This window comes from Haemophilus sp. HN_Hi16, assembly GCF_049823435.1.
Lineage (GTDB): Bacteria > Pseudomonadota > Gammaproteobacteria > Enterobacterales > Pasteurellaceae > Haemophilus > Haemophilus influenzae_D.
This window is the reverse complement of record NZ_CP187500.1, coordinates 1,502,313-1,525,783: the sequence shown is the minus strand read 5'-3', so window position 1 is coordinate 1,525,783 and position 23,471 is coordinate 1,502,313. Positions and strand designations below refer to the sequence as shown.

Annotated in this window: 23 protein-coding genes and 1 pseudogene; 19 read left to right on the top strand and 5 right to left on the bottom strand. The window is 36.6% G+C overall.

Features of this window, described 5'->3' with window-relative positions:
* Window positions 1–5: 5 nt before the first annotated feature.
* The gene (locus ACPT9C_RS07590) at window positions 6–749 is read right to left on the bottom strand and encodes a YdcF family protein (protein WP_050948456.1); all 744 of its coding nucleotides are present in this window, start codon (window positions 747–749) and stop codon (window positions 6–8) included.
* Between the two features lie 131 nt (window positions 750–880).
* Here ACPT9C_RS07590 and lsgA point away from each other — a divergent pair, with 131 nt between their 5' ends.
* Genes lsgA through lsgF form a run of 6 tightly spaced genes read left to right on the top strand, consistent with a single transcriptional unit; the run spans window position 881 to window position 6,556 of the window.
* On the top strand, window positions 881–2,086 hold the full coding sequence (gene lsgA / locus ACPT9C_RS07585) for a lipooligosaccharide flippase LsgA (RefSeq protein ID WP_050948455.1): 1,206 nt from the start codon (window positions 881–883) through the stop codon (window positions 2,084–2,086).
* Window positions 2,083–2,997, top strand: coding sequence for a lipooligosaccharide biosynthesis sialyltransferase LsgB (gene lsgB / locus ACPT9C_RS07580; protein ID WP_050948454.1), 915 nt, complete (start codon window positions 2,083–2,085; stop codon window positions 2,995–2,997). Before lsgA ends, lsgB begins: the two co-directional genes overlap by 4 nt.
* A 1-nt stretch (window position 2,998) precedes the next feature.
* Window positions 2,999–4,060, top strand: a complete 1,062-nt coding sequence (gene lsgC / locus ACPT9C_RS07575) for a lipooligosaccharide biosynthesis family 4 glycosyltransferase LsgC (protein WP_050948453.1) — start codon at window positions 2,999–3,001, stop codon at window positions 4,058–4,060.
* 11 nt (window positions 4,061–4,071) lie between these two features.
* The gene (gene lsgD, locus ACPT9C_RS07570; RefSeq protein ID WP_050948452.1) at window positions 4,072–4,845 is read left to right on the top strand and encodes a lipooligosaccharide biosynthesis galactosyltransferase LsgD; all 774 of its coding nucleotides are present in this window, start codon (window positions 4,072–4,074) and stop codon (window positions 4,843–4,845) included.
* Between the two features lie 11 nt (window positions 4,846–4,856).
* Window positions 4,857–5,738, top strand: coding sequence for a lipooligosaccharide biosynthesis N-acetyl-glucosamine transferase LsgE (gene lsgE, locus ACPT9C_RS07565; protein ID WP_050948451.1), 882 nt, complete (start codon window positions 4,857–4,859; stop codon window positions 5,736–5,738).
* A gap of 14 nt (window positions 5,739–5,752) precedes the next feature.
* Complete coding sequence (gene lsgF, locus ACPT9C_RS07560; protein ID WP_050948450.1) at window positions 5,753–6,556, top strand: lipooligosaccharide biosynthesis galactosyltransferase LsgF; 804 nt, start codon at window positions 5,753–5,755, stop codon at window positions 6,554–6,556.
* A gap of 58 nt (window positions 6,557–6,614) precedes the next feature.
* Here the strand turns inward: lsgF and ACPT9C_RS07555 are convergent, their stop codons facing one another.
* A complete protein-coding gene (locus ACPT9C_RS07555; protein ID WP_050948449.1) occupies window positions 6,615–7,382 on the bottom strand; it encodes a TOBE domain-containing protein in 768 nt (255 codons plus the stop codon).
* Window positions 7,383–7,519: 137 nt separating this feature from the next.
* On the opposite strand from ACPT9C_RS07555, the gene modA reads away from it, so the two are divergent.
* The 9 genes from modA to ACPT9C_RS07510 all read left to right on the top strand — a co-directional run bounded on the left by modA (window position 7,520) and on the right by ACPT9C_RS07510 (window position 17,018).
* Window positions 7,520–8,284, top strand: coding sequence for a molybdate ABC transporter substrate-binding protein (gene modA / locus ACPT9C_RS07550; protein WP_050948448.1), 765 nt, complete (start codon window positions 7,520–7,522; stop codon window positions 8,282–8,284).
* Between the two features lie 121 nt (window positions 8,285–8,405).
* On the top strand, window positions 8,406–9,134 hold the full coding sequence (gene modB / locus ACPT9C_RS07545; protein ID WP_050948447.1) for a molybdate ABC transporter permease subunit: 729 nt from the start codon (window positions 8,406–8,408) through the stop codon (window positions 9,132–9,134).
* Window positions 9,121–10,176, top strand: coding sequence for a molybdenum ABC transporter ATP-binding protein ModC (gene modC / locus ACPT9C_RS07540; protein ID WP_050948446.1), 1,056 nt, complete (start codon window positions 9,121–9,123; stop codon window positions 10,174–10,176). Before modB ends, modC begins: the two co-directional genes overlap by 14 nt.
* Window positions 10,177–10,429: 253 nt before the next feature.
* A complete protein-coding gene (locus ACPT9C_RS07535; protein ID WP_240030872.1) occupies window positions 10,430–11,035 on the top strand; it encodes a fimbrial protein in 606 nt (201 codons plus the stop codon).
* Window positions 11,036–11,113: 78 nt separating this feature from the next.
* On the top strand, window positions 11,114–11,821 hold the full coding sequence (locus ACPT9C_RS07530) for a fimbria/pilus periplasmic chaperone (RefSeq protein WP_423717257.1): 708 nt from the start codon (window positions 11,114–11,116) through the stop codon (window positions 11,819–11,821).
* Between the two features lie 116 nt (window positions 11,822–11,937).
* A complete protein-coding gene (locus ACPT9C_RS07525) occupies window positions 11,938–14,520 on the top strand; it encodes a fimbria/pilus outer membrane usher protein (protein WP_118879834.1) in 2,583 nt (860 codons plus the stop codon).
* 15 nt (window positions 14,521–14,535) lie between these two features.
* Window positions 14,536–15,156 (top strand): fimbrial protein, encoded by a 621-nt coding sequence (locus ACPT9C_RS07520; RefSeq protein WP_240030871.1) that lies wholly within the window; start codon window positions 14,536–14,538, stop codon window positions 15,154–15,156.
* A 13-nt stretch (window positions 15,157–15,169) separates the two neighbouring features.
* Entirely contained in the window at window positions 15,170–15,799 is a 630-nt protein-coding gene (locus tag ACPT9C_RS07515; protein ID WP_240030870.1) for a fimbrial protein, read from the top strand.
* Entirely contained in the window at window positions 15,792–17,018 is a 1,227-nt protein-coding gene (locus tag ACPT9C_RS07510; RefSeq protein ID WP_050948440.1) for a fimbrial protein, read from the top strand. Before ACPT9C_RS07515 ends, ACPT9C_RS07510 begins: the two co-directional genes overlap by 8 nt.
* A 369-nt stretch (window positions 17,019–17,387) precedes the next feature.
* Here ACPT9C_RS07510 and ACPT9C_RS07505 read toward each other — a convergent pair.
* From ACPT9C_RS07505 to ACPT9C_RS07495, 3 genes and pseudogenes are all read right to left on the bottom strand, one after another.
* A pseudogene (locus ACPT9C_RS07505) lies at window positions 17,388–18,254 on the bottom strand (sodium-dependent transporter); the annotation flags it as partial.
* A gap of 21 nt (window positions 18,255–18,275) precedes the next feature.
* Window positions 18,276–18,929 (bottom strand): IS1595 family transposase, encoded by a 654-nt coding sequence (locus ACPT9C_RS07500; RefSeq protein ID WP_118879830.1) that lies wholly within the window; start codon window positions 18,927–18,929, stop codon window positions 18,276–18,278.
* A 45-nt stretch (window positions 18,930–18,974) separates the two neighbouring features.
* Window positions 18,975–19,733 carry a DeoR/GlpR family DNA-binding transcription regulator gene (locus ACPT9C_RS07495; RefSeq protein WP_041175318.1) on the bottom strand — a complete coding sequence of 253 codons (759 nt, stop codon included), beginning with the start codon at window positions 19,731–19,733 and terminating at the stop codon, window positions 18,975–18,977.
* A gap of 170 nt (window positions 19,734–19,903) precedes the next feature.
* On the opposite strand from ACPT9C_RS07495, the gene ltnD reads away from it, so the two are divergent.
* Genes ltnD through otnI form a run of 4 tightly spaced genes read left to right on the top strand, consistent with a single transcriptional unit; the run spans window position 19,904 to window position 23,461 of the window.
* Window positions 19,904–20,809, top strand: a complete 906-nt coding sequence (gene ltnD, locus ACPT9C_RS07490) for an L-threonate dehydrogenase (protein WP_015702001.1) — start codon at window positions 19,904–19,906, stop codon at window positions 20,807–20,809.
* Window positions 20,810–20,811: 2 nt separating this feature from the next.
* Window positions 20,812–22,053 carry a 3-oxo-tetronate kinase gene (otnK, locus tag ACPT9C_RS07485; RefSeq protein WP_050949272.1) on the top strand — a complete coding sequence of 414 codons (1,242 nt, stop codon included), beginning with the start codon at window positions 20,812–20,814 and terminating at the stop codon, window positions 22,051–22,053.
* Window positions 22,050–22,682 carry an aldolase gene (locus ACPT9C_RS07480; RefSeq protein ID WP_050949271.1) on the top strand — a complete coding sequence of 211 codons (633 nt, stop codon included), beginning with the start codon at window positions 22,050–22,052 and terminating at the stop codon, window positions 22,680–22,682. The genes otnK and ACPT9C_RS07480 overlap by 4 nt, the downstream gene beginning before the upstream one ends.
* A gap of 2 nt (window positions 22,683–22,684) precedes the next feature.
* Window positions 22,685–23,461 (top strand): 2-oxo-tetronate isomerase, encoded by a 777-nt coding sequence (gene otnI, locus ACPT9C_RS07475; protein WP_111695614.1) that lies wholly within the window; start codon window positions 22,685–22,687, stop codon window positions 23,459–23,461.
* Window positions 23,462–23,471 lie beyond the last annotated feature (10 nt).

Sequence of the window (23,471 nt, the reverse complement as noted above, 5' to 3'; positions counted from 1 at the left end):
GTAAATTATTCTACGTAATGGGCTTTCCAATAACCAATCCACTCTTTTAGTAAAACCATATTGCTATTTAACGCACCTAAGTCAGGAACAAAAGATTGTGCAGATAGATTTCCTTTGCTGCTATAGCTTGCCGCTGCAGCAGGAAGTACATCAAATCCTTGTTTTTCAAAAAGATATTTGGCTCGTTTCATATGCCATTGATTTGTTACTAAAATAATTTTTTGAATATGATCTTTAACTAAAATATTTTTAGTGAAACTGGCATTTTCTTCCGTATTACGGGCTTTATTTTCGATCCATTGTGTTGGTACATTAAAGAATTGGTTAAGTTCTTTTGCCATTAAGTCACCTTCAGAAATGCCTATCAAAGAATAGCCAGTAGTTAAAATAGGCAAGCCCGTTTCTTTTTGTAAAAATGCCGCATAACGTAAACGTTCTAGTTGCGGTGCGCCAGAAGTTGTTTCTGCATACAGTTCTTTTGTTGGGTAAGATCCACCGCCTAATATGACGATGGCTTGAGCTTGTTTATAGTCATCTAGGGTAAGGGCTGGAGAATCGTCATTATCTGTTAGCAATAAACTGGTCAAAGGCGCACTCATGACATAAAGCCAAGTGAAACTGATAAGCGCAATAAATTTGGCTAATTTTTTGAAATGAACAAGATAAAGAATCGCTGCAATAATCAGTAATACAAAGGTATTGAGAGGCGGTGCGATAAGTGCGGTAAGAAGTTTTCCTAGTTCTAACATAGATAAGATCCTTGATATAGAGCGGTTTTATTATAATGATTAGTCATAGCTTGTCTATGTTGATTTTGTTAAAATAATCCCTTATTTTTGATAAACAAACGCCTAAATTCATCAAAAGTGCGGTGATATTTATGAAAGTTTTTAAAGACAGTGTCATTTACCTTGTTGGGGAATTATCGTCAAAGTTAGTTCCTTTTTTACTTTTGCCTTATTTATCGCGTAAATTAGGCGTAGAGGGTTATGGCTCACTTTCTTATTATCAAACTTTTTTAAGTTTATTTTTGATTGTGGTTTCTTTAACTCAAGAAGGCGCAATTTCCCGTTATTTTTATTTTTACGGAAAACGTTCATTAAATTTAGTGGTGAATACAGGCTATGCTTATACCACGATAATTGGCAGTATTATTTTAATGGGTTGTTGGATTGCTCAGTCTGAAATATTATTTTATACCGCACTTTCCTCAATTTTTCAGTCTTTCTTAAATGTTCAGTTAAGCGTGAGACAATGCCAGAAAAAGGCTTGGTCTTATACTTTTATTCAATTTTCACTCACTGTTACTGGTGCGGTATTTACCATCGCATTGCTCGAGTATTATCAAAATGATCTTATTGAAAAAAGAATTTTGGCAATTTTATTAAGCAATTTAGTTGTTTGGTTTTTTTCTTATTTTTTTTACAGAAAGAATGCAACATCTAAAAAATATCAATTTAAACATTATCAATCCGCATTATTTTATATTTTAGGATTTGGATTACCGCTTGTTTTACATTATGCAAGTTTTTTCTTAAAAGGGCAGTTAGACCGTATTTTTATTTATCACAAATTCAGTGAAACAGATTTAGGGCTTTATGCCATGGGGGCTCAACTTGCTTTAGTTGTCTCTATTGCTATTCAAGCACTTAATAAAGCGATCATTCCTTATTTTTATGAAGCGTTGAAACAAAAAAAATTAGTAATTCAACAATTACATAAATGGGCGCTATTTTCCTTTTTGCTGATACCTATTCCTGCCTTAATAATGTGGATTATTCCTGAAGATGTGCTAGTTTGGATTTTAGGTAGTCAATTTGTGGGAACGAAATATTATTTTATTTTATTTTTAATTTCGACCACATTAAGTATTCCTTATTTGATTTTAGTTAATTATCTTTTCTATTATGGAAAAAATAAACTTATTTCCCAATGTTCGGTTTTATCTACAATTATTTATGTAGCGAGCCTTGTGGCTTTAACTTTTACAGAAATTAAATATATCCCTTATGCTGGAATTATTGGTTCGCTTTCCATTATTCCTATTCTTTATTTTATGACATCTAAAGTGAGTAAAACCCTATGAATCTCATTCTTTGTTGCACACCATTGCAAGTATTAATTGCGAGAAAAATCATTGAATTACATCCTAACGAGCAATTTTTTGGCGTCATGTTTGGTGGTGTATGGGATAAAAAAAGAACCTTGTACGCGAGTAAATTAGCGGAAGTTTGTAGTGATTCGGTGAACATTGATACGGGAAAAGATCTAAAAGGTTTCGATTCTCTCAAGTTAATACGCCAGCTTAAGAATAAAATTACGCACAAAGGTTTTGATAAGGTTTTTCTTGCCAATCTTAATTCATTATGGCTACAAACTTATCTTAGTCATATTTCATTTAAAGAGCTTTATACCTTTGATGATGGCTCGGATAATATTTTCCCACACCCCAATTTATTGAGAGAGCCTGACACGTTTAAATATAAACTGATTAAAGCCTTTATTGGTGATAAATATAGTGTAAATAAGTTATTTAATAAAATAAAAAAACATTATACGGTTTATCCTAATTACAAAAATATTGTTTCTAATATTGAAGCAATTTCCTTATGGAATAATAAAGTAAATAGTGATATAGATGGCGAGGTCTCATTTTTTATCGGACAACCATTATTAAATACAAAAGAGGAAAACATATCATTAATTAAAAAATTAAAAGAACAAATTCCTTTTGATTATTATTTCCCCCATCCTGCAGAAGATTATCGAGTGGATGGGGTAAATTATGTTGAATCTGAATTAATTTTTGAAGATTACGTATTTAAACATTTATCAAATAAAAAAGTAATTATTTATACGTTCTTCAGTTCTGTTGCATTTAATTTATTAAGTCATCCTAATGTAGAAATTCGTTTTATTAGAACCAGTATTCCAAGATGGCAATTCTGTTACGATTCATTCCCTAAGCTTGGATTAACGATTTATAAGGAAATTTAAGATGAAAAAAATTGGTTTCTTTATTATGAATATCGAAAGTGCGGGGGGAACGGAGCGCGTTTCCATTAATGTTGCTAATGCTCTTGTTAAACAGGGATATGATGTTTCTTTTATTAGCATTGGCGGTAATAAGCCTTTTTTCCAAGTCGATGAAAAAATTAATATTTACGCAATGAATAAATTGCCCTATTCATTGAAAAAAGACTATTTTTCTATCACAAAAAAATTAAGAGAATTGGTTAAAGAATTGCAGCTAGATACCTTAATTGTGGTTGATGGTGCAATTATGCTTTTTTCTGCTTTGGCGTTGGTCAATTTACATATAAAGCATATTTTATGGGAGCATTATTCTTTTAACTTTACTGGCAATCGTCTTGTTCGCACACTCGGTAAATATTTAGCTGTAACAACTTGCGATAAAATAGTTACATTGACAGAAGCAGAAAAAACGCAGTGGCAAGAAAAATTTAAAACGAACAATATAATCAGTATTGCTAATCCAAATACGCTTTTGCCAAAGAATAAATTAGCAAAATGGGAAAATAAAACTATTTTATCTGTAGGTCATTTATTTTCTTATAAAGGTTTTGATTATTTATTAAAAGTTTGGCAAGTTTTGGCAAAAAAATATCCAGATTGGAATTTAAAAATAGTGGGTTCTGGAGAGGAAGAAGAGAATTTAAAAAATCTTGCTAAAGAATTGGATATTGAAGATTCAGTTAATTTTATTCCTCGTACCAATGATGTCGCTTTTTATTATGAAAGCAGTTCAATTTATTGTTTACCTTCACAAACAGAAGGCTTGCCTTTAGTGCTTATTGAGGCAATGGCATTTGGTTTGCCCATTGTTGCTTTTTATTGTTCATCGGGCGTAAAGCAATTAGTTGAAAATAAAAAAAATGGTTTTCTTTGTGAAAAAAATAATATTGAAGAAATGGTTAATGCTTTAGATTTATTAATAAATAATCCTGAACTTTATCAGCAAATGTCAAAAAAATCTCGTGTAATAAGTGAAGATTATGGCATTGAGAAAATTATTGAAGAATGGAAAGGGATTTTATAAGGAATAATTTTATGTTAAAAAAATATTTGATCTCTTTAGATAAAGATATTCAGCGTCGGGAATTATTCTTTTCTCAAAAAAATACTGAGGATTTCCAAATTTTTTCTGCCATTAATACCATGCAAAAAGATTGTAATGAATTAGCCACTATTTTTAATATTGAACAATTTAAAGCGCATTATGGACGTAATGTCACTAAGGGCGAAATCGGCTGTACATTAAGCCATCTTTCGGTATATCAAAAAATTGTTGAAGACAACGACATCGCTGAAGATAGTTATGCACTAGTCTGTGAAGACGACGCTTTATTCCACCCAAATTTTCAGCAAAATTTAACCGCACTTTTATCAGAAAAACTTGAGTCTGAAATTGTATTGGTTGGGCAGTCAAAAATTAATGATTTCAATGATTTTGATTTAGAAATTAATTATCCGACAACCTTTTCTTTTTTATGCAAAAAAACAGGCGATGTAAATTACGCTTTCCCTTATAAAAGTTATTTTGCAGGAACGGTGGGCTATCTTATAAAAAAATCAGCCGCAAGAAGATTTATCCAGCAAATTTCTCAAAACAAACCATTTTGGTTAGCGGATGATTTTTTACTCTTTGAACAGGATTTTAATATAAGAAATAAAGTGCTTCGCCCTCTTATGGTTATTGAAAATCCTGTATTGATAAGCAATTTAGAAAGTGTTCGTGGATCTTTATCAAATAATTTATTTAAAAAATTAATGAAATATCCATTGAAAAAAATCTTTGCGATTAAGAAAAATTTGGCTAATTAAAGGAAGGAATTATGTTAAGCATTATTGTGCCTTCTTATAATCGAAAAGCAGAAGTGCCTGCTTTATTAGAAAGTTTAAATCAACAAACATCGAGTAATTTTGAAGTAATTATTGTGGATGATTGCTCGAAAGACCCCGTTGAAGTGACACAATCTTATCCATTTTTGGTAAAGGTCATCTGTAACGAAACCAATCAAGGTGCGGCAGAAAGTCGTAATATTGGTGCGAGAGCATCAAAGGGAGATTGGTTGCTTTTTCTTGATGATGATGATCGGTTTATGCCAGAAAAATGTGAAAAAGTACTAAAAGTGATTGAGCAAAATCCGAATATTAATTTTATTTATCATCCAGCTAAGTGTGAAATGGTCAATGAAGGGTTTAGTTATGTGACTCAACCGATTGAACCCCAAGAAATCTCGACAGAACGTATTTTGTTAGCCAATAAGATTGGTGGCATGCCAATGGTTGCAATTAAAAAAGAGATGTTTTTAAAAATAGGCGGATTATCCACCGCACTTCGTTCTTTGGAAGACTATGATTTCTTATTAAAACTACTACAAGAGCCGAGTTTTACCCCTTATAAAATTAATGAACCACTGACTTATTGTACTTTCCATACTAAACGTTCAAGTGTTTCTACGGATACTACCAATACGCAAAAAGCCATTGATTATATTCGCGAGCATTATGTGAAAACGGTAGAGCAAGCTCGTAATTTTGATATTAACGCGAGCTATATTTTGGCTTATCCCCATATCATGAATTTATCGCGTAAAGCGGCAAAATATTACTTTGATATTTTTAAGAAAACAAAAAGTATTAAGCAATTGATTATTACTTTGGTTATTTTAATTTCGCCAAAATTAGCCATTAATTTAAAACGGTTTATGTAGGAAAGTAAAATAAAATGAAATTTTCAGTCCTAATGTCCTTATATATTAAGGAAAATCCTCAATTTTTGCGGGCGTGTTTTGAAAGTCTTGTGGCACAAACTCGTCAAGCTGATGAAATTATATTGGTTTTTGATGGTGCAGTAACGCCAGAATTAGAATTTGTTGTGGCAGAATTTGAAACAAAACTGCCATTAAAATTAGTTAAATTGCCGCAAAATCGAGGCTTAGGCAAAGCCTTAAACGAGGGTTTATTGCATTGTGCTTATGACTGGGTGTTCCGTATGGATACCGATGATATTTGCGTGCCTGATCGTTTTGAAAAGCAAGTGGCGTTTATTGAACAGCATCCTGAAACCATCATTTTTGGCGGACAAATTGCTGAATTTGGTGAAAATGTAAATGATATTGTGGCATATCGTAATGTGCCAACGTCTGCTCAAGAAATTATCAAATTTACGCAAAAACGTTGTCCGTTTAATCATATGACGGTGGCATATCAAAAAAGTGCGGTCATTAATTGTGGTGGATATGAAGATCTTCAAGAAGATTATTATTTGTGGATAAAACTTGTTGCACAAGGTTTATATGTGGCGAATTTGCCTGATATTTTAGTTTATGCACGAGTCGGAAATGGCATGGTAAGCCGCCGTCGTGGCGTCAATCAAGCCAAAGCAGAATGGCGTTTGTTCAAATTAAAATATCGTTTGGGTATTCAAGGATTGTTATCTGGATTATTTACTTTTGCATTGCGTTTTGGTTCTCGTTTATTGCCAACCTCGTTATTGAAAAACCTTTATCAAACTTTTTTACGTAAATAGGAAATCCGATGAAATTAAATATGGTATTTAAAATTTGAGTATTAACTATACATTGAAATTACCCCAGCGTCGCTAATATAATTTGCTCTTGATCAATGTGAATCCAAACCTGTTGTCCGATTTGCCATTGATTTGGCTGGTGGACTGTGGCACAAAATTCAATATCGCTTTCAGCAAATTGAAGGATGGCTTCTTCTTCATTTAGTGATTTGATATTTACGGGGAACTGGTTAGGTTGATTTGCTAATGGTTGTTCACTAATTTTCACCCAAGGAGCTTTGAACATCAGCATCACTTCTTTTTCTGTAATCAGTTTCAAACGCGCCGAGCTTTTTGTGGTAATAGAAACTTGCAACGGTGTTGGTAATCCTTGCACATTCACATCCACGACACAACGAGAGTCAATGATTCGTTGTTGTACCACTCGCCCAAAAAATTGATTGCGTGCGCTACTTTGTAAAGAAAAACGTGCAGTTGCCGTGAGTAAACTATCTAACGGCACGGATTCATCTTGTAGGATATGAAACGCATGTTCTTGCGTACGTTCTAATAAATCATAAAGCTGTAGCAAACGCTCTGCATAAGTGGTAAGTGCCGTGCCTCCGCCATTTTTTCCACCTGTATTTCGTTCCAGCAATGGGCGAGGGCTGATTTTATTCATGGCTTCTAAATGATCCCACGCACTTTTATAGCTCACTTTTGCATTTTTCGCAGCTTGATTAATCGAACCGCATTGTTGAATTTCTTTGAGTAAACGAACTCGTTTTGGATCGATAAAAAGTACTTGTTGAAGTTTAATTGTGAGTAAAATTTCGGTGTTTTTCATTTTGCTGTTCCTAAGTAATCCTAAGTGGTAAGCCTAAGCGTTATATATTTTACTAAATAATTTTTCTTTTGCTATATGATTGTTATTTATTTCAATATATAATTAAGTATATAATGTTCAATCATAGGAGATGATTTATGAAAAAATTAACTAAAATTTCAACCGCACTTTTAATCGTAGGATTAGGATTTTCTTTTGCGGCATCTGCTAAAGTGACTGTATTTGCAGCGGCTTCAATGACAGATGCTTTACAACAAGTTGCAAAAGATTACGCAAAACAAAATCCGAAAAATGAAGTAGTGTTTTCTTTCGCGTCTTCTTCAACTTTAGCAAAACAAATTGAAGAAGGCGCACCAGCGGATATTTTTGTATCTGCAAGCAATAAATGGATGAAATATCTTTCTGAAAAAGATTTAACCGTGAAAGAAACCGAAAAAGTTTTAGTGGGTAATGATTTAGTTTTAATTGCACCAGCAAAAAGTGCGGTAAATTCTGTGGATATTGCAAAAGGCGAATGGATTAACGCACTAAAAGATAGCTATTTATCTGTTGGAGATCCTGCGCACGTACCAGCGGGGCAATACGCAGAAGAAGCATTAACCAAATTAAATTTATGGGATAAAGTGCAAGATCGTTTAGCGCGTGGAAAAGATGTGCGTGGTGCATTGGCTTTAGTTGAACGTGCAGAAGCACCTTACGGTATTGTGTACAGTACTGACTCAAAAGTGAGCCAACAAGTTAAAACGGTTGCGGTTTTTCCAGCGGATAGTCATAAACCCGTTGTTTATCCTGTTTCTATTGTAAAAGGTCATGATAATGCGGATTCTCGCGATTTCTTGAAATATTTAGAATCAGATGCAGCGAAGAAAGCGCTGGTGGGATATGGTTTCTCTGCAAAATAAGATGGTATTTTAATATTTATTAAGGGCGGATATTTCTGCCCTTTGTTATTAGCGTTATTATATCTCTCGCAAATGTGGGATTTTTCCTATCAATCAGGCATTTAAACAGAGGCTATTTATTTTGCTTACCCAATTTTTTTCATTTTTCAATTTGACGCCAATGGAAATCTCAGCGATTAATTTAAGCCTGAGTGTCGCTGTCAGTTCCATGCTTTGGAGTTTGCCGTTAGCCATTTTTGTTGCGTGGCTTTTAGCACGCAAAAACTTCTATGGCAAATCCCTTATTACTGGCGTAATTCATTTGCCTTTAGTGTTGCCACCTGTGGTTATCGGTTATCTATTGCTTGTGGCAATGGGGCGCAATGGTTTTATTGGCAAGTATTTATATCAGTGGTTTGGCTTATCTTTTGGTTTTAGTTGGAAGGGCGCGGTGCTTTCCTCTGCAGTGGTTGCCTTTCCATTGGTTGTTCGTGCGATTCGACTTTCTTTAGAAAATATTGATATTAAATTGGAGCAAGCAGCGCAAACATTGGGCGCTTCTGCTTGGCGTGTATTTTTTACAATAACCTTGCCACTTTCTTTACCAGGGGTTTTAGCTGGGCTGGTTCTTGGTTTTGCTCGATCATTAGGAGAATTTGGTGCGACTATAACCTTTGTATCGAACATTGCAGGCGAAACTCAAACGATTCCCCTTGCGATGTATTCTTTTATTCAAACACCAGGTGCAGAAGAACAAACCGCTCGCTTATGTTTATTTGCTATCATTCTTTCATTGATTTCTTTGCTATTGTCAGAGTGGTTGAGCAAGCGAGTGCAGAAAAAATTAGGACAAGGAAATGTTGCAAATTAATGTGAAAAAACAGCTCGGGCAACTTGCCTTGCAAGCGAATATACAAGTGCCAGATCAAGGCGTAACCGCCATTTTCGGTTTGTCTGGCTCAGGCAAAACATCGTTGATTAATCTTGTCAGTGGCTTGATACAACCAGACGAAGGATTCATCCGTTTAAATGACCGCACTTTAGTGAATATGGAAACGCAAGAATCATTGCCGACCCACTTGCGTAAAATTGGCTATGTGTTCCAAGATGCACGCTTATTTCCTCACTACACTGTGAAAGGTAATTTGCGCTATGGCATGAAAAATGTCTCGCAAGATGATTTTAACTATATTGTCGATCTTCTCGGCATTACTCATTTATTAAAGCGTTATCCGCTTACGCTTTCTGGCGGAGAGAAACAACGTGTGGCAATAGGGCGTGCGCTACTGACTGATCCTGATATTTTACTGATGGACGAACCACTTTCTGCCCTTGATGTTCCCCGCAAACGCGAGCTAATGCAATATTTGGAACGTCTTTCTAAAGAAATTAATATCCCGATTTTATATGTTACACATAGCTTGGACGAACTGTTGCGTTTAGCTGATCGCGTTGTGCTGATGGAAAACGGCATTGTGAAAGCCTATGACAGCGTAGAAAAAATTTGGAATAGCCCTATTTTTGCCCCTTGGAAAGGGGAAAGCGAACAGAGTAGTGTGCTCGCCTTGCCAGTTCATTTGCATAATCCACCTTATAAAATGACCGCACTTTCCTTAGGCGAACAAGCGCTTTGGATTCATCAAGTGCCTGCAAATGTAGGCGAGCGAGTACGAGTTTGTATTTATAGTTCAGATGTTTCTATCACGCTGGAAAAGCCAGAAAAAACAAGCATTCGTAATATTTTACGTGGTCAAGTTACACAAATTGAGATACAAGATTCTCGGGTAGATATTGCGGTGCTGGTGGATGGACATAAGATTTGGGCAAGTATCAGTAAATGGGCGCAAAATGAACTGCGTTTTTCTATTGGGCAAGATGTTTATGTTCAAATTAAAGCGGTGTCGGTGATGTAGTAAACGCTTTACTGAATAAAACACTAATATGACATAATATAAAAAACGCTTGTAGTGTATATTACAAGCGTTTTTTTTTGCTTAACATCTAAAAAATAAAGAAATTTATCAAATTCCCCTGATATTTATCCAGCTTGCATTTTTTTTTTTTTTTTTATAATGGATAAGTTTTTACTCTAAATTATCGGGTTTAAACGTGGTCATCCAATCTAGGATGAAATTTATTCTAAAGTTTTTATATAGGATGTTTAAAATGAAAAAAACAATCTTAGCTTTATTAGCATTAGGGGTATTTGGTGCTAATAGTGCGTTTGCAGCGGCGGTAACAACACAAAACCAACCCGCAACTCATGCAAAAATTACGGTTAATGGCGAAGTCGTGACTCAAACTTGTGAAATTTCTACAAATGATAGAAATAAAGTTGTCAAGTTGGATACAGTAGGTAAAAATAGTTTAAAACAAAAAGGTGATGTGGCAGCTCAACAATTAGTTACTATTCATTTACAAAACTGTACCATTACAAATGGCGTTCATACTCCACATACAGGTACAGATAATCAAACTACTCAAAATAAAGTCTCAGTTACCTTTAACCATACTGAAAAGGTAGATACAGCTAATCAGTTTACATTAAAAAATATTGAGACTAATGATCCAGCTTCAAATGTTAATATTCAATTTGCTGATGTTAATGGCAATGGATTAAAACTTGGACAAAATGATACAGATGCTAAATTACGTGTAACTAATCTTTCTACAACTCCAGAGATAAACTTCCTTGCTCGCTATTACGCAACAGCTCAATCTACAGCAGGTAAAGTAAAAGCTGAAGCTGAATTAGACTTAGCATACGAATAATCAAAATATTACGTTTATTCCCTTGCCCACCTTTTGGTGGGCTTTTCGGTATCATTATTTATGCTAAGAGAGTGATGTATGTTGTCCTTTTCTAAAAAATCTATTTTTATTTCTGCGATTTTATCTTGTTTATTTGCCACCTTTTCTGCTCACGCTAGTGTGATTATTCTTGGTACGCGTTTAATTTACCCAGGGGATCAAAGCAGTCTCAATGTGCAATTGAATAATCAAGATTCTTCCCCTGTTTTGGTGCAAAGCTGGATTGAAGACAAACAAGGCAGCCAAGCACAGGTGCCATTTATTATTACGCCACCTGTCACGCGTGTGGAGGGTAATCAAGGGCAAACCTTGCGTATCACCTTTACTGGCACACAAGCTTTACCACAAGATCGCGAATCGCTTTATTATTTTAACTTATTGGATATTCCGCCTAAGCCAAGTAAAGCCTATTTAAAAGACAACCCGAATTATTTGCAGTTTTCGGTGCGTAGCCGTTTAAAACTCTTTTACCGCCCAAGCAATTTGCCTTATCCACCAGCAGAAGCCTACAAAAAAGTCAAATGGCTTGCCAAAGGTGGCAAACTTTGGGCAGACAACCCAACACCTTATTATTTAACCTTTACCCAAGCCACAGTTGGTGGTAAATCCGCCCCTGAAGCCGTGATGATTGCCCCTTTTAGCCAAGGAGAATTTGACGTAAAAGGTGTAAATAACGGACAAAAAGTAAAATGGTCGTTAATTAACGATTATGGCGGCGATGTAGCAGGCGAATCAACCATCAATTAACCGCTGAGATAGCTAATGTAGGGTGGGCGTGAGCCCACGCGTTTAATTCAAATTGTTATCGTTGGTTATATTCATTTTATTGTGAGCGTAATCCACGTAATTATTAACGAGATATTATGAGAGAATTTTCTTTTAATCCGCATTTAAGTCTAATTGGTTTTTTAATTGGATTGGCTTTTTTTCCCTTGTATGCAAAGGCGGAAAACGTACCAAATACACCAAAAGAAAGCTTGAATGTAGAAGATGAAGATGTGGAATTTAGTGCTGGCTTTCTGAATATGGGCGGTAATGGTTCTAACATTGATGTTGCACGTTTTCAACAAAAAAACAGCGTATTACCTGGAGAATACCCCGCTGCTGTTTGGGTAAATGGCAAAGAAAAAGGCGAAATGACATTGCGTTTTCGTGATAATGAAAATGCAGATATGCCTTTTGCACAGCTTTGTTTTACCCCTGAATTAGAAGCCTTGTTGGATCTAGAATCAGCTGCTATCAAACGCTCCCCAAGTGAGAATGAGTGCGTGTTTATTCAAGAAGCAATTCCTGATGGGAAAGCGGTATTTAATACAGGGCAACAGCGTTTAGAATTTACGATTGCACAAGCCTTAACAATTAATCGTCCTCGCGATTACATTGCGCCAAGCCGTTGGCAAACAGGCGATGTGGCAGCGTTTGCTGATTACAATATTAACCACAGTCGTTATGCAAACCAAGGTTCGCAATCTTCGCAAATGTTTTTAAATTTGCGAACAGGGGTTAATTTAGGTAACTGGGCATTTCGTCATTCTGGTTCAAAAAGTTGGAGCCAAAGTGAAGGTCAAAGCTACAATACGCCATACCAAACTTACGAAACCTATGTACAGAGAGATTTTGCACCGATTCGTGGGCTGGTTACTTTAGGCGATTTTTATACATCTGGACAAGTTGTTGAAGGGTTTGCATTACGTGGTATTGATATCTCTTCTGATGATCGAATGCTCTCGCCATCACAACTTGGTTTTGCGCCTCGTGTGCAAGGTATTGCAAATAGTAATGCCGTAGTGAGCATTTATCAAAATGGCAATATCATTTATCAAACTAATGTCACGCCTGGGCCTTTTGTGATCGATGATCTTTATTCTAGTGGCTATAACGGCGATCTCACGGTGGAAATCAAAGAGGCAGACGGTAAAGTGCGGTCATTTATCGTGCCGTTTTCTAATGTTGCCCCACTGATTAGAATGGGACAATTCCGCTATCAACTCGCTGCAGGGCGTTATCGCAGCGGGGAAGAAATCTATCCTGATAATGTCGCACAAAGTATGTTGCAATATGGTTTGTATAATAATATCACTATTAATACGGGTGTGACTTATAGTAAAAATTATTTGTCAGGTGCGTTAGGGTTAGGATTGAATACCCCGATTGGTGCGTTTTCTGTAGATAGTACTTGGACTCGTAGTACCTTTTTGCCGCACAGTCTTGTGGATGAAAATGGTGCAATGAACACTCAGCCAAGCGTGCGAAAAGGTTATAGTTTACATGGTAATTACAGTATTAATTTTAACCGCACTCGCACCAATATTACACTAGCAGCTTATCGTTATTCTTCTCGTGATTTTTATAGTTTAAGTGACGTGATTAATGCGAATCATGTCATTGGGAAAAGCTTTTTTTCTGTGTTATCGCCGCGTCCTAAAAATCAGTATCAACTATCCATTATTCAAGATTTTGATAAATGGGGAAGTTTATATTTAGTTGGTGCAACACGTAATTATTGGAATAAATCAGGCAGTTATCATCAATATCAACTCTCTTATGCGAATCGTTTTAAATGGCTAAGTTATCAAATCGGCTTTTCACAAACGATTGATCGACAAAGTGGGCAACGTGATAACCAAATTTATTTGAGTATGAGTGTGCCGTTAGGTCATAACCATTCACTTTCGTCTAATTACGCACGTAATTCGGCAGGTAATAGCAGTAGCCAAATTGGTATTAATGGAAGTTTTGGTAAAAATAGCCAATGGAGTTATGGCGTATATGGTAACTCAGGACAAGAGGGATATCGCAATATGTCAGCAAATATGAGTTATCGTAATTCTTATTTCGACTTTGATGCTTCTGCTTCTAGAGATAATCGTGGATCTCGTCAAATGAGTTCTAATTTATCTGGTGTAGTGGTTGCACATCGCCACGGAATAACCTTTGGCGAATCTGTTGGCGACAGTTTTGCGGTGGTGCATGCAGATGGTGCAGCAGGTGCAGAAGTGAATAGCGGACAAGGGCAAATGTTGGATTGGTTCGGTAATGCCATTGTGCCTTACACCCAGCCTTATCGCATTAATGAAATTGGTATCGATCCGCAAAATTTACCGTTAAATATTGAATTTGATGGTACGGAGAAAAAAATTATTCCGCGAGCCAATAGTATTCACGTGATTGATTTTGAAACCAAACGTAATCGCCTCGTATTGTTTAACTTAACCCGTACGAACGGCGAATTATTGCCAATGGCATCCGAAGCTTATGATGAACAAGGGCAATTTGTCGGCTATGTGGTGCAAAATGGTGTGCTGTTCGCTGGTGGTTTACAACAGCCAAAAGGCACAATCAAAGTCAGCTGGGGAAATGGCGAGCAAAACCAATGCCATTTTGATTACAGCGTGAATTTAGAGAATGCCACCCAAATGCAACAATATGAAAAAGTGTGTCAATAAATGGAGGATAAACCAATGAAAAAATTGAAAAAGCAGGGTTTATTCCGCCAAATAATAGGCTTATTCAGCTTGTTATTTGTGGCACCTTTTAGCTCTGCATCTGATGGTAGGGTAACATTTACTGTAACGATTAAAAATGGCGGTACTTGCCAAGTGCATAGTGGCTATGAAAATAAACAAGTTGATCTCGGCACAGTGTATGCCAATGAACTTAGCACAGCCAACAATACCGCAGGCGAAAAAGATTTCGATCTTTGGGTGGAAGAGTGCGGCGATTTAATCAATGAAACCAATAAACTGAAATTTGTGTTAATGAATACCACAAACAAGCCTAGTTTATTAGACAAAGGTGTGTTACCAAATCTTGAAACAGGTGCCAATAAAGATAGCGTTGGTGTGCAATTATTAACCAAAAAAGGTAGTCCTATTGAAATTAAATACAATGCCTCGTCATCTCCCACTGAAACACTTGTTTTAAGCCCGAATGGGGATACTCTCGGGGCAGAGGTTGTAATAGGGAAAAAGCACGCTTTTAAATTGCCTTTAAAAGCACGCTTTTATGCCATTACAGGTGGCAAAAATGATAAAGCAGGCGATGTGCGAGCAGAAGTGATTTTTGCTGCCTTTTATGAATAAGCAAGGAGTTAAAATGAGAAAAACGAGCTTATGGGCAGGCGTGCTATTTTTGCTATTCGGCTTGCCACAAGGCTATGCTGCAAATCAAGGCAAAGTGACTTTTTCAGGCAAGGTGCTTGCAGCTAGATTATGTAATATTACCACCGAAACCGCGGGAAAAACCGTCGATTTAGGGCGGGTAAGAAGCCATCAGTTTACAGGTGTAGGGACAACTGTTGGTGGAAAAGACTTTACTCTTTCTGTAAGAAATTGTGGCGAAACACCGAATACGAACAAGGCAAATCGCTTGAAATACTATTTTGTTTCGCCTTATGCTGATCTTAAAGTAATTACAACTGGTGGATTAAGCTTTCAATATTATTTAAAAAATACGCTAGATTCGGGCAATAAAAATAGTGTTGGTATCCAAATTTTTGCCACAAGCGGCAGTGAGGCTGGAAAAGTGATTAATATAATAAAACCACCCTTACCGACAGATACTTCCACTGGTAGTGGATACACTGGCAATCAACTTGGGGCAAAAGCAAATGGAGACACTTTTGACATTACCCTGACAGCCAAATTCTATGCTTTAACCGCTGGATCTTCAGACAAAGCTGGCAAAGTCGCCAGCGAAATGACCTTTGAGGTATTCTATGAATAAATTTGTAAAAACATTTCAAAAATTGACCGCACTTTTTATTATTCTCAATGCTATACCTCAAGAGGTGCAGGCGGATAAGGTAGGGGAGTGGCATAATGATTGCAATACAGGACAGTGTATTCGTTTTCCCGGTGGGCAGTCTGTAGTACATTATCCTAAAAAACAAGTAATAACAGAACGTTATCTTTTTCCACGAGATAATCCTGTTTTGACTTCAAAACCTATTGATATGACAAAACTGATCCAAGCTTTAGGTAAACACGAAATTGCAATGGAAACTTATCGGATCCCAGGAAAATCAAGCTCAAGAAGTCATTCCTGTTTTTCCTCTGAATTACATTTAGATAGTTCTATTTGGAATAAGATTAGTAATACATCTCAGACTATTTTTCAGCTAAAAGAATTCCCTTATTTAGGCTTTACTTTTAGAGTTAGATCTAGCTTATCAGGTCAGCCTGCAAGGGTTGGGGAAAACTCTCAGCTTCAAGGTTGGCATAATATACAGGATTATGATAATACATTTAGAAGTGGTTGTGGATTTACAGCAGAGTTACGTATAACACCGATAATGGAAATTACACCGATTGATCTTAGTCATTTAGTACATGGCTTTCAATTTCCAAGCGGAGATATTGATCTCAAATTACAAAACTCGTATTTCGGGGCATTTTCTTTAAATGGATACAGTCGTTCAGGACCGAAACCAGTAGTTACCGAAGATGCTGGGACAGCAATCAACGGCAGTAACGTAACAATACGCCTTACTGCAGTAACCTGTAATATTAAAGGAGTGGCAGATTATACTCGAGATTTCGGCACGAAAAAGAGTTCAGACATTACCACGCCTATTAAAACAAGTGATGTAGATATTCGTGTAAACTGCGGTTCAAACGCTTATATTAACCCGTGGATCGTATTTACCGATGCAAATAATCGTACCAACAGAAGTGATACACTTGAAATGATTTACAAAAATAACGGTGCGCAAACTGCCAATGTTGGCATAAAACTGAAACAAAAAAATGGTGATTACATCAGTTTTGGACCTGACAGCCCTAAAAAAGGCACTCAAAACCAAATTAAATTAACCAGAGAGTTTCCACAACGAAATGAGTATATTATTACTTTCACTCCCGAGTTAATTAAATTGGATAATTCCAAAAAAATCGAAGGTGGAGAATTAGAAGGCCTCGCAACTTATACTTTGTCATATCAATAACCAAGCCCGTAGGGTGGGCGTAAGCCCACGAAAAAATAAATATGACAAGGATAATTATTTGGGTTAAATGCGTGGGCGTAAGCCTATGAAAAATTAAATATGACTAAGGATAATTATTTGAGTTAAATGCGTGGGCGTAAGCCCATGAAAAATTAAATATGACTAAAGATAATTGTTTGAATTAAATGCGTGGGCTTACGCCCACCCTACATTGAATTATATGTTGTTATATCAATAACCAAGCTAAAACAAGCATAAAGTGCGGTTAAAAAAGCTAATAAAAGAAAGACAAGGAATTAGCTTAAAACTAATAATATTTTGTAGAAATTTTAAAAAATAAAACCGAGCATTTACTCGGTTTTTTCTTTTTTAGAACAGATTGCTAATAAAAATCACTAAGATGATCACGGGGACAACAAATTTCACGTAGTTAAACCAAATTTTGATGAAAGTTGAATATTTTGTTGAAGAAAGTTCTTTTTTGGCTTCATCTTTTAATACAAAACCAACGAAAATAGCACAGCCAAGTGCGGTCAGCATAAAGAGAATATTTCCACTGGCGTAATCGTAGAAATCGAAAATGCTTTTGCCGAAGATGGTTACGCTTTTCCATAGATTATCCCCTAAAATTGCTGGAATATTGCCTAATAGAAAGATCCCTCCAAGCGTAAAAATAATGGCTTTACCACGACGCATTCTGAGTTTTTCTTGCAATGCCGTGATGATTACTTCATAAATTGTGATGGAAGTCGTTAGAGCAGCAATTAATAATAAGCCGAAGAAGATAATCGCAAAGAATTTACCTGCCCATAAGTGAGAAAATACGATAGGTAAACTTTGGAATACTAATGTTGGCCCTGCGTTTGGTTCAATTCCAAAAGTGAAAAGTGAGGGGAAAATCATAAAGCCAGCAAGTACGGCGATAATTGTGTTGGTGAAACCTGTAATCACTGCAGTATGGATTAAGTTTTCTTCTTTATTGAGGTAACTGGAAAGGGTAATTAATACACCAAAACCAAGACTTAATGCGAAGAAGACTTGACCTAAAACGAAGATAAATAATTGTGGCGTAATTTTGCTGAAATCTGGTTTTAAATAGAATGTAATGCCTTCCATTGCGCCCGGTAATGTTACGTTGCGAATAACCATTCCAATTAAGAAGATAAATAGCAGTGGCATTAAATATTTTACCGAACGTTCAATCCCACCAATGATACCCTTTGCCAAGATAATGTAAGGGGCTGACGTAGATTAGCCCTAAATACCACGCCATTTTCTCAATATTTTAAGCTGTTCTTTTGGTAATCCAAAGTTAAACCGAAATTCACATTCCTTCAAGAATAAAGGAAAGTTTTTTCGGTCGATTCCATTATATTTTCGGAGGATTCTCTTCGCCTGACTCCAGAAATTTTCTATTCCATTTATGTGGTTTTGTTTCACCGCAAATAGTTCGGAATGATTGATTCGTTCGTGGTGAAATTTGCTCACATCAAGGGCATCATAGCTTCGATAAGTATCGGTATAAACCCAGCTGTCAGGCTTGATTTTCCTCACAATAACAGGCATTAATGTCTCTGTTTTGGTATTTTCTACCACTACCGTAAATACTTTTCCTTGTCGTTTTAACAAACTAAATACGGCAATTTTTCCTGCTGCGCCTCGACCTCGTTTTCCTTTACGATGATCGCCAAAATAGCTTTCATCAAGCTCAATTTGACCATCAAAAACCTCATCGGCTTCAAGGGCTAAATGATAGCTAATGACTTCACGAATTTTTCGGTAAAACAAAATCGCTGAATTGGCTTGGATACCGAGTAAATCAGCCGCTGCTCGGGCTGTCACTTCTAATACAAAAAATTCAAGGAGTTTATTTTGTATAGATTTCTTTAATTTACAATGAGTTATCTTTATTTTTATAGACTAGCACACTTGCTAATCTACGTCAGCCCCTTTATTTTATACTAAAAATAATTCAACATTCATTTCAGCGATTCTAGCTTGAGCATTTTCGGGTAATCCTTTATCACAGATAATCGTATCTAGTGAACTAAGTGGATATAGTAGAAATGTTGCTACTTTGCCATATTTGGATGAATCAGTAACAAGGATATTTTTTTGACTAAATTGGATAATAGCTTTTTTGACAGGAATTTTTTGCTCATCAGGCGTGGTTAGCCCTTTTAAATTCCAAGATGAAGTCGAGATGAACGCAATGTCAACTGAAATTTGATGTAGAAATTGGGCAGCAAATTCTCCCACAGAGGAACGATTTGATTTATTAATGAGCCCACCAGTATGCATAATATTACATTGGCTATTGACCATTAAATAATGGGCAATAACAAAATCATTAGTAATTACAAGTAGATCGTTTCGATTAGCGATTTGTTTTGCGATTTCAAGTGTTGTCGTGCCAGCATCTAGATATATAGTGGAATGTTCTTGTATTAACTCAACTGCTTTTTTACTAATAGCCGTCTTTTCAGTCGTTGCTAGTAATGATTTATCGTCATGTGTTGGTTCACTGGATAAACGTTCAAGTAATTGAACCCCCCCCGAAACAGAGATGACTTTTCCATCCTCTTCGAGCTTTTGTATATCACGACGTACGGTCATATGCGATACGCCTAAGATATTGACTAAGTTATTTATACTAATAACGCCTTGTTTACTAATTAAGTTTAATAATGTCTTTTGCCGTTCAGCAGGAATCATCTTTTTCTCCATACCTGATTTCAAATCAGATTATGAGCTCATAACGTTTTATCACCAAAATTAACAAAAAATAACATTTTTTATCATTCTGTGATCTAGATCTCAGATTTAATTTATTGTATCGGCTAATATACAGATAAATTTAGTTAAGAGCTATTGGGAGATTAAAAATGGAAAATCAAAATTATTCAGTCGCAGTAATTGGTCTTGGTTCTATGGGTATGGGCGCAGCGGTATCTTGCATTAATGCAGGATTAACGACCTATGGTATTGATTTAAACCCAGTTGCACTTGAAAAACTAAAAGCGGCAGGTGCAAAAGCTGTAGCGGCAAATGGCTATGACTTCGCTCACGAACTTGATGCTGTAGTGATTTTAGTGGTTAATGCAGCCCAAGCTAACGCAGTATTATTTGGCGAAAATGGTATTGCTAAAAAATTAAAAGCAGGTACAGCGGTGATGGTTTCTTCTACCATGGCGGCTCAAGATGCTCAAATAATTTCACAAAAATTAACAGAATTAGGTTTGATTATGTTAGATGCACCTGTTTCTGGTGGTGCAGCTAAAGCATTAAAAGGTGAAATGACTGTTATGGCATCGGGTTCAAAACAAGCATTTGAGTTGTTACAACCTGTTTTAGATGCCACTGCGGCAAAAGTTTATAACATTGGTGAAGAAATTGGTTTAGGTGCAACGGTGAAAATCGTCCATCAATTATTAGCCGGCGTACATATTGCAGCAGGTGCGGAAGCTATGGCTCTTGCCTCAAAAGCGGGTATTCCACTTGATGTTATGTATGATGTTGTGACCAATGCAGCTGGTAACTCTTGGATGTTTGAAAACCGGATGAAACACGTAGTAGAAGGTGACTATACGCCGCTTTCTATGGTTGATATTTTTGTGAAAGATTTAGGCTTAGTTAATGACACTGCAAAATCACTTCATTTCCCACTTCATTTGGCAAGCACAGCCTATTCTATGTTCACTGAGGCAAGCAATGCGGGTTATGGTAAAGAAGATGATAGTGCAGTGATTAAAATTTTTAGTGGTGTTAACTTACCGAAAAAAGGAGCGTAGCGATGTTAGGTGTTATTGCAGATGATTTTACAGGCGCAAGCGATATCGCCAGTTTTTTGGTTGAAAATGGCTTAAGTACGGTGCAAATGAACGGTGTTCCAACACAATCGTTAAACAGCAAAGTAGATGCCATTGTGATCAGTCTAAAATCACGTTCCAACCCTGTAAATCAAGCCATTGAACAGTCATTGAGGGCTTATCAATGGTTAAAGGAAAATGGTTGTACACAATTTTATTTTAAATATTGTTCCACCTTTGACAGCACAGCGAAAGGCAATATCGGTCCTGTCACGGATGCTTTACTAGATGAATTAAATGAAGATTTCACCGTTATTACACCGGCACTTCCAGTGAATGGTCGCACCATTTTTAATGGTTATTTATTTGTAAGTGATCTGCTCTTAAGTGAATCAGGCATGAAAAATCATCCGATTACGCCAATGACTGATGCTAATTTAATGCGTTTAATGGATGCACAAGCCAAAGGTAAAACTGGTTTGGTGGCGTATTCTGATGTGATTAAAGGGGCTTCGCGTGTGCAAGAGCGCTTTGCGGAATTAAAAGCACAAGGCTACCGTTATGCGGTTGTTGATGCCGTGGATAATTCGCAGTTGGAAGTACTTGCTGAAGCAGTGGCGGATTTCAAATTGGTGACAGGCGGTTCAGGCTTAGGAGCTTATATGGCTGCACGTTTAAGTGGTGGCAAAAAAGGCACCAATGCCTTTACGCCAACTAAAGGTAAAACTGTGGTGCTTTCAGGGTCTTGCTCAGTAATGACCAATAAACAAGTGGAAAAATATCGTGAAAAAGCACCGCACTTTCAACTCGATGTTGAGCAAGCCATCCATAATGAAAATTATATAGAACAACTTTATCAGTGGGTGATAGCAAATCTCGATAGCGAATTTGCCCCTATGGTCTATGCAACAGTGCCACCAGATGCATTAAAAGCGATTCAACATCAATTTGGTGTGGATCAAGCCAGCCATGCTATTGAAAACACGTTTGCTAAATTAGCCGCGAAGTTAAAACAATATGGCGTAACAAACTTTATTAATGCAGGTGGAGAAACTTCTAGCATTGTGGTGCAAGAACTTGGTTTTACTGGGTTCCATATTGGTAAACAAATTGCCCCGGGTGTGCCTTGGTTAAAAGCGGTAGAAGAAGATATTTTCCTTGCGCTTAAATCAGGCAATTTCGGCAAAGAAGACTTTTTTGAATATGCACAAGGAATGTTCCTATGACGGATTTAGCACAAAAAGAATTAATGGTGCAGCTCGGACGTTCTTTTTATGAGCGAGGTTACACCGTGGGCGGTGCAGGTAATTTATCAGTTCGCTTAGATGACAATCGTGTGTTAGTGACCCCTACAGGTTCTTCACTCGGTCGGTTAAGTGTAGAACGTTTATCTGTATTGGATATGGAAGGTAATCTTTTAGGGGGCGATAAACCATCGAAAGAAGCAGTATTTCATTTGGCTATGTACAAGAAAAATCCTGAGTGCAAAGCCATTGTGCATTTACATAGTACCTATTTGACCGCACTTTCTTGCTTAGATAATTTGGATCCTAATAATGCTATAGAGCCATTTACACCATATTACGTAATGCGCGTGGGAAAAATGCAAGTTATTCCCTACTATAGACCGGGTTCACCAAAGATTGCAGAAGAATTAAGTAACAGAGCTTTAACAGGCAAAGCCTTCTTACTCGCTAATCATGGTGTTGTTGTCACTGGCTCAGACTTGCTTGATGCGGCAGATAATACAGAAGAGTTAGAAGAAACCGCAAAATTATTCTTCATATTGAAAGGACAAAAAATCCGTTATCTCACAGATGACGAAATTAAAGATTTGGAACACAGAGGAAAATAATTATGCCTAAATTTGCAGCTAATTTAACCATGATGTTTAATGAAGTACCATTTTTAGAGCGATTTGAAGTTGCTGCTAACGCTGGATTTAAATACGTGGAATATTTATGGCCTTATGATTACCCCGCTAAAGAATTAAAAGCCAAACTCGATCAATATGGTTTGACCCAAGTATTATTTAATACTTCTGCAGGCGATGTGACCAAAGGCGAATGGGGCATTGCGGCGACTCCCGGACGCGAAGCTGAAGCTCGTCAACATATTGATCAAGCCCTTGAGTATGCCATTACTTTAAACTGCCCAACAGTTCATATTATGGCGGCAGTTGTTCCCGAAGGTGCAAATCGTGAAGATTACAAACAGACCTTTGTAGAAAACATTCGTTATGCTGCTGAAAAATTCAAACCACACGGTATTAATATTTGTTTGGAAGCGTTAAGTCCTGAAGTTAAACCTAACTATTTCTTAAAAAGCCAATATGACACGTTGGACATCGTAGAATTGGTAGATCGCGATAACGTTTTTGTTCAACTGGATTACTTCCATGCCCAAAATGTTGACGGTAATCTCTCTCGTTTAACCGATAAGTTAAACGGTAAATTTGCCCATGTACAAATCGCTTCCGTACCAGCACGCCACGAACCAGACGAAGGTGAAATTAACTACCAATATATCTTCGATAAACTAGATGAAATCGGTTATACAGGCTATGTTGGCTGTGAATATAAACCACGTGGTGAAACCGTAGCGGGATTGGATTGGTTTCAGAAGTATAAATAAATATTCTTAA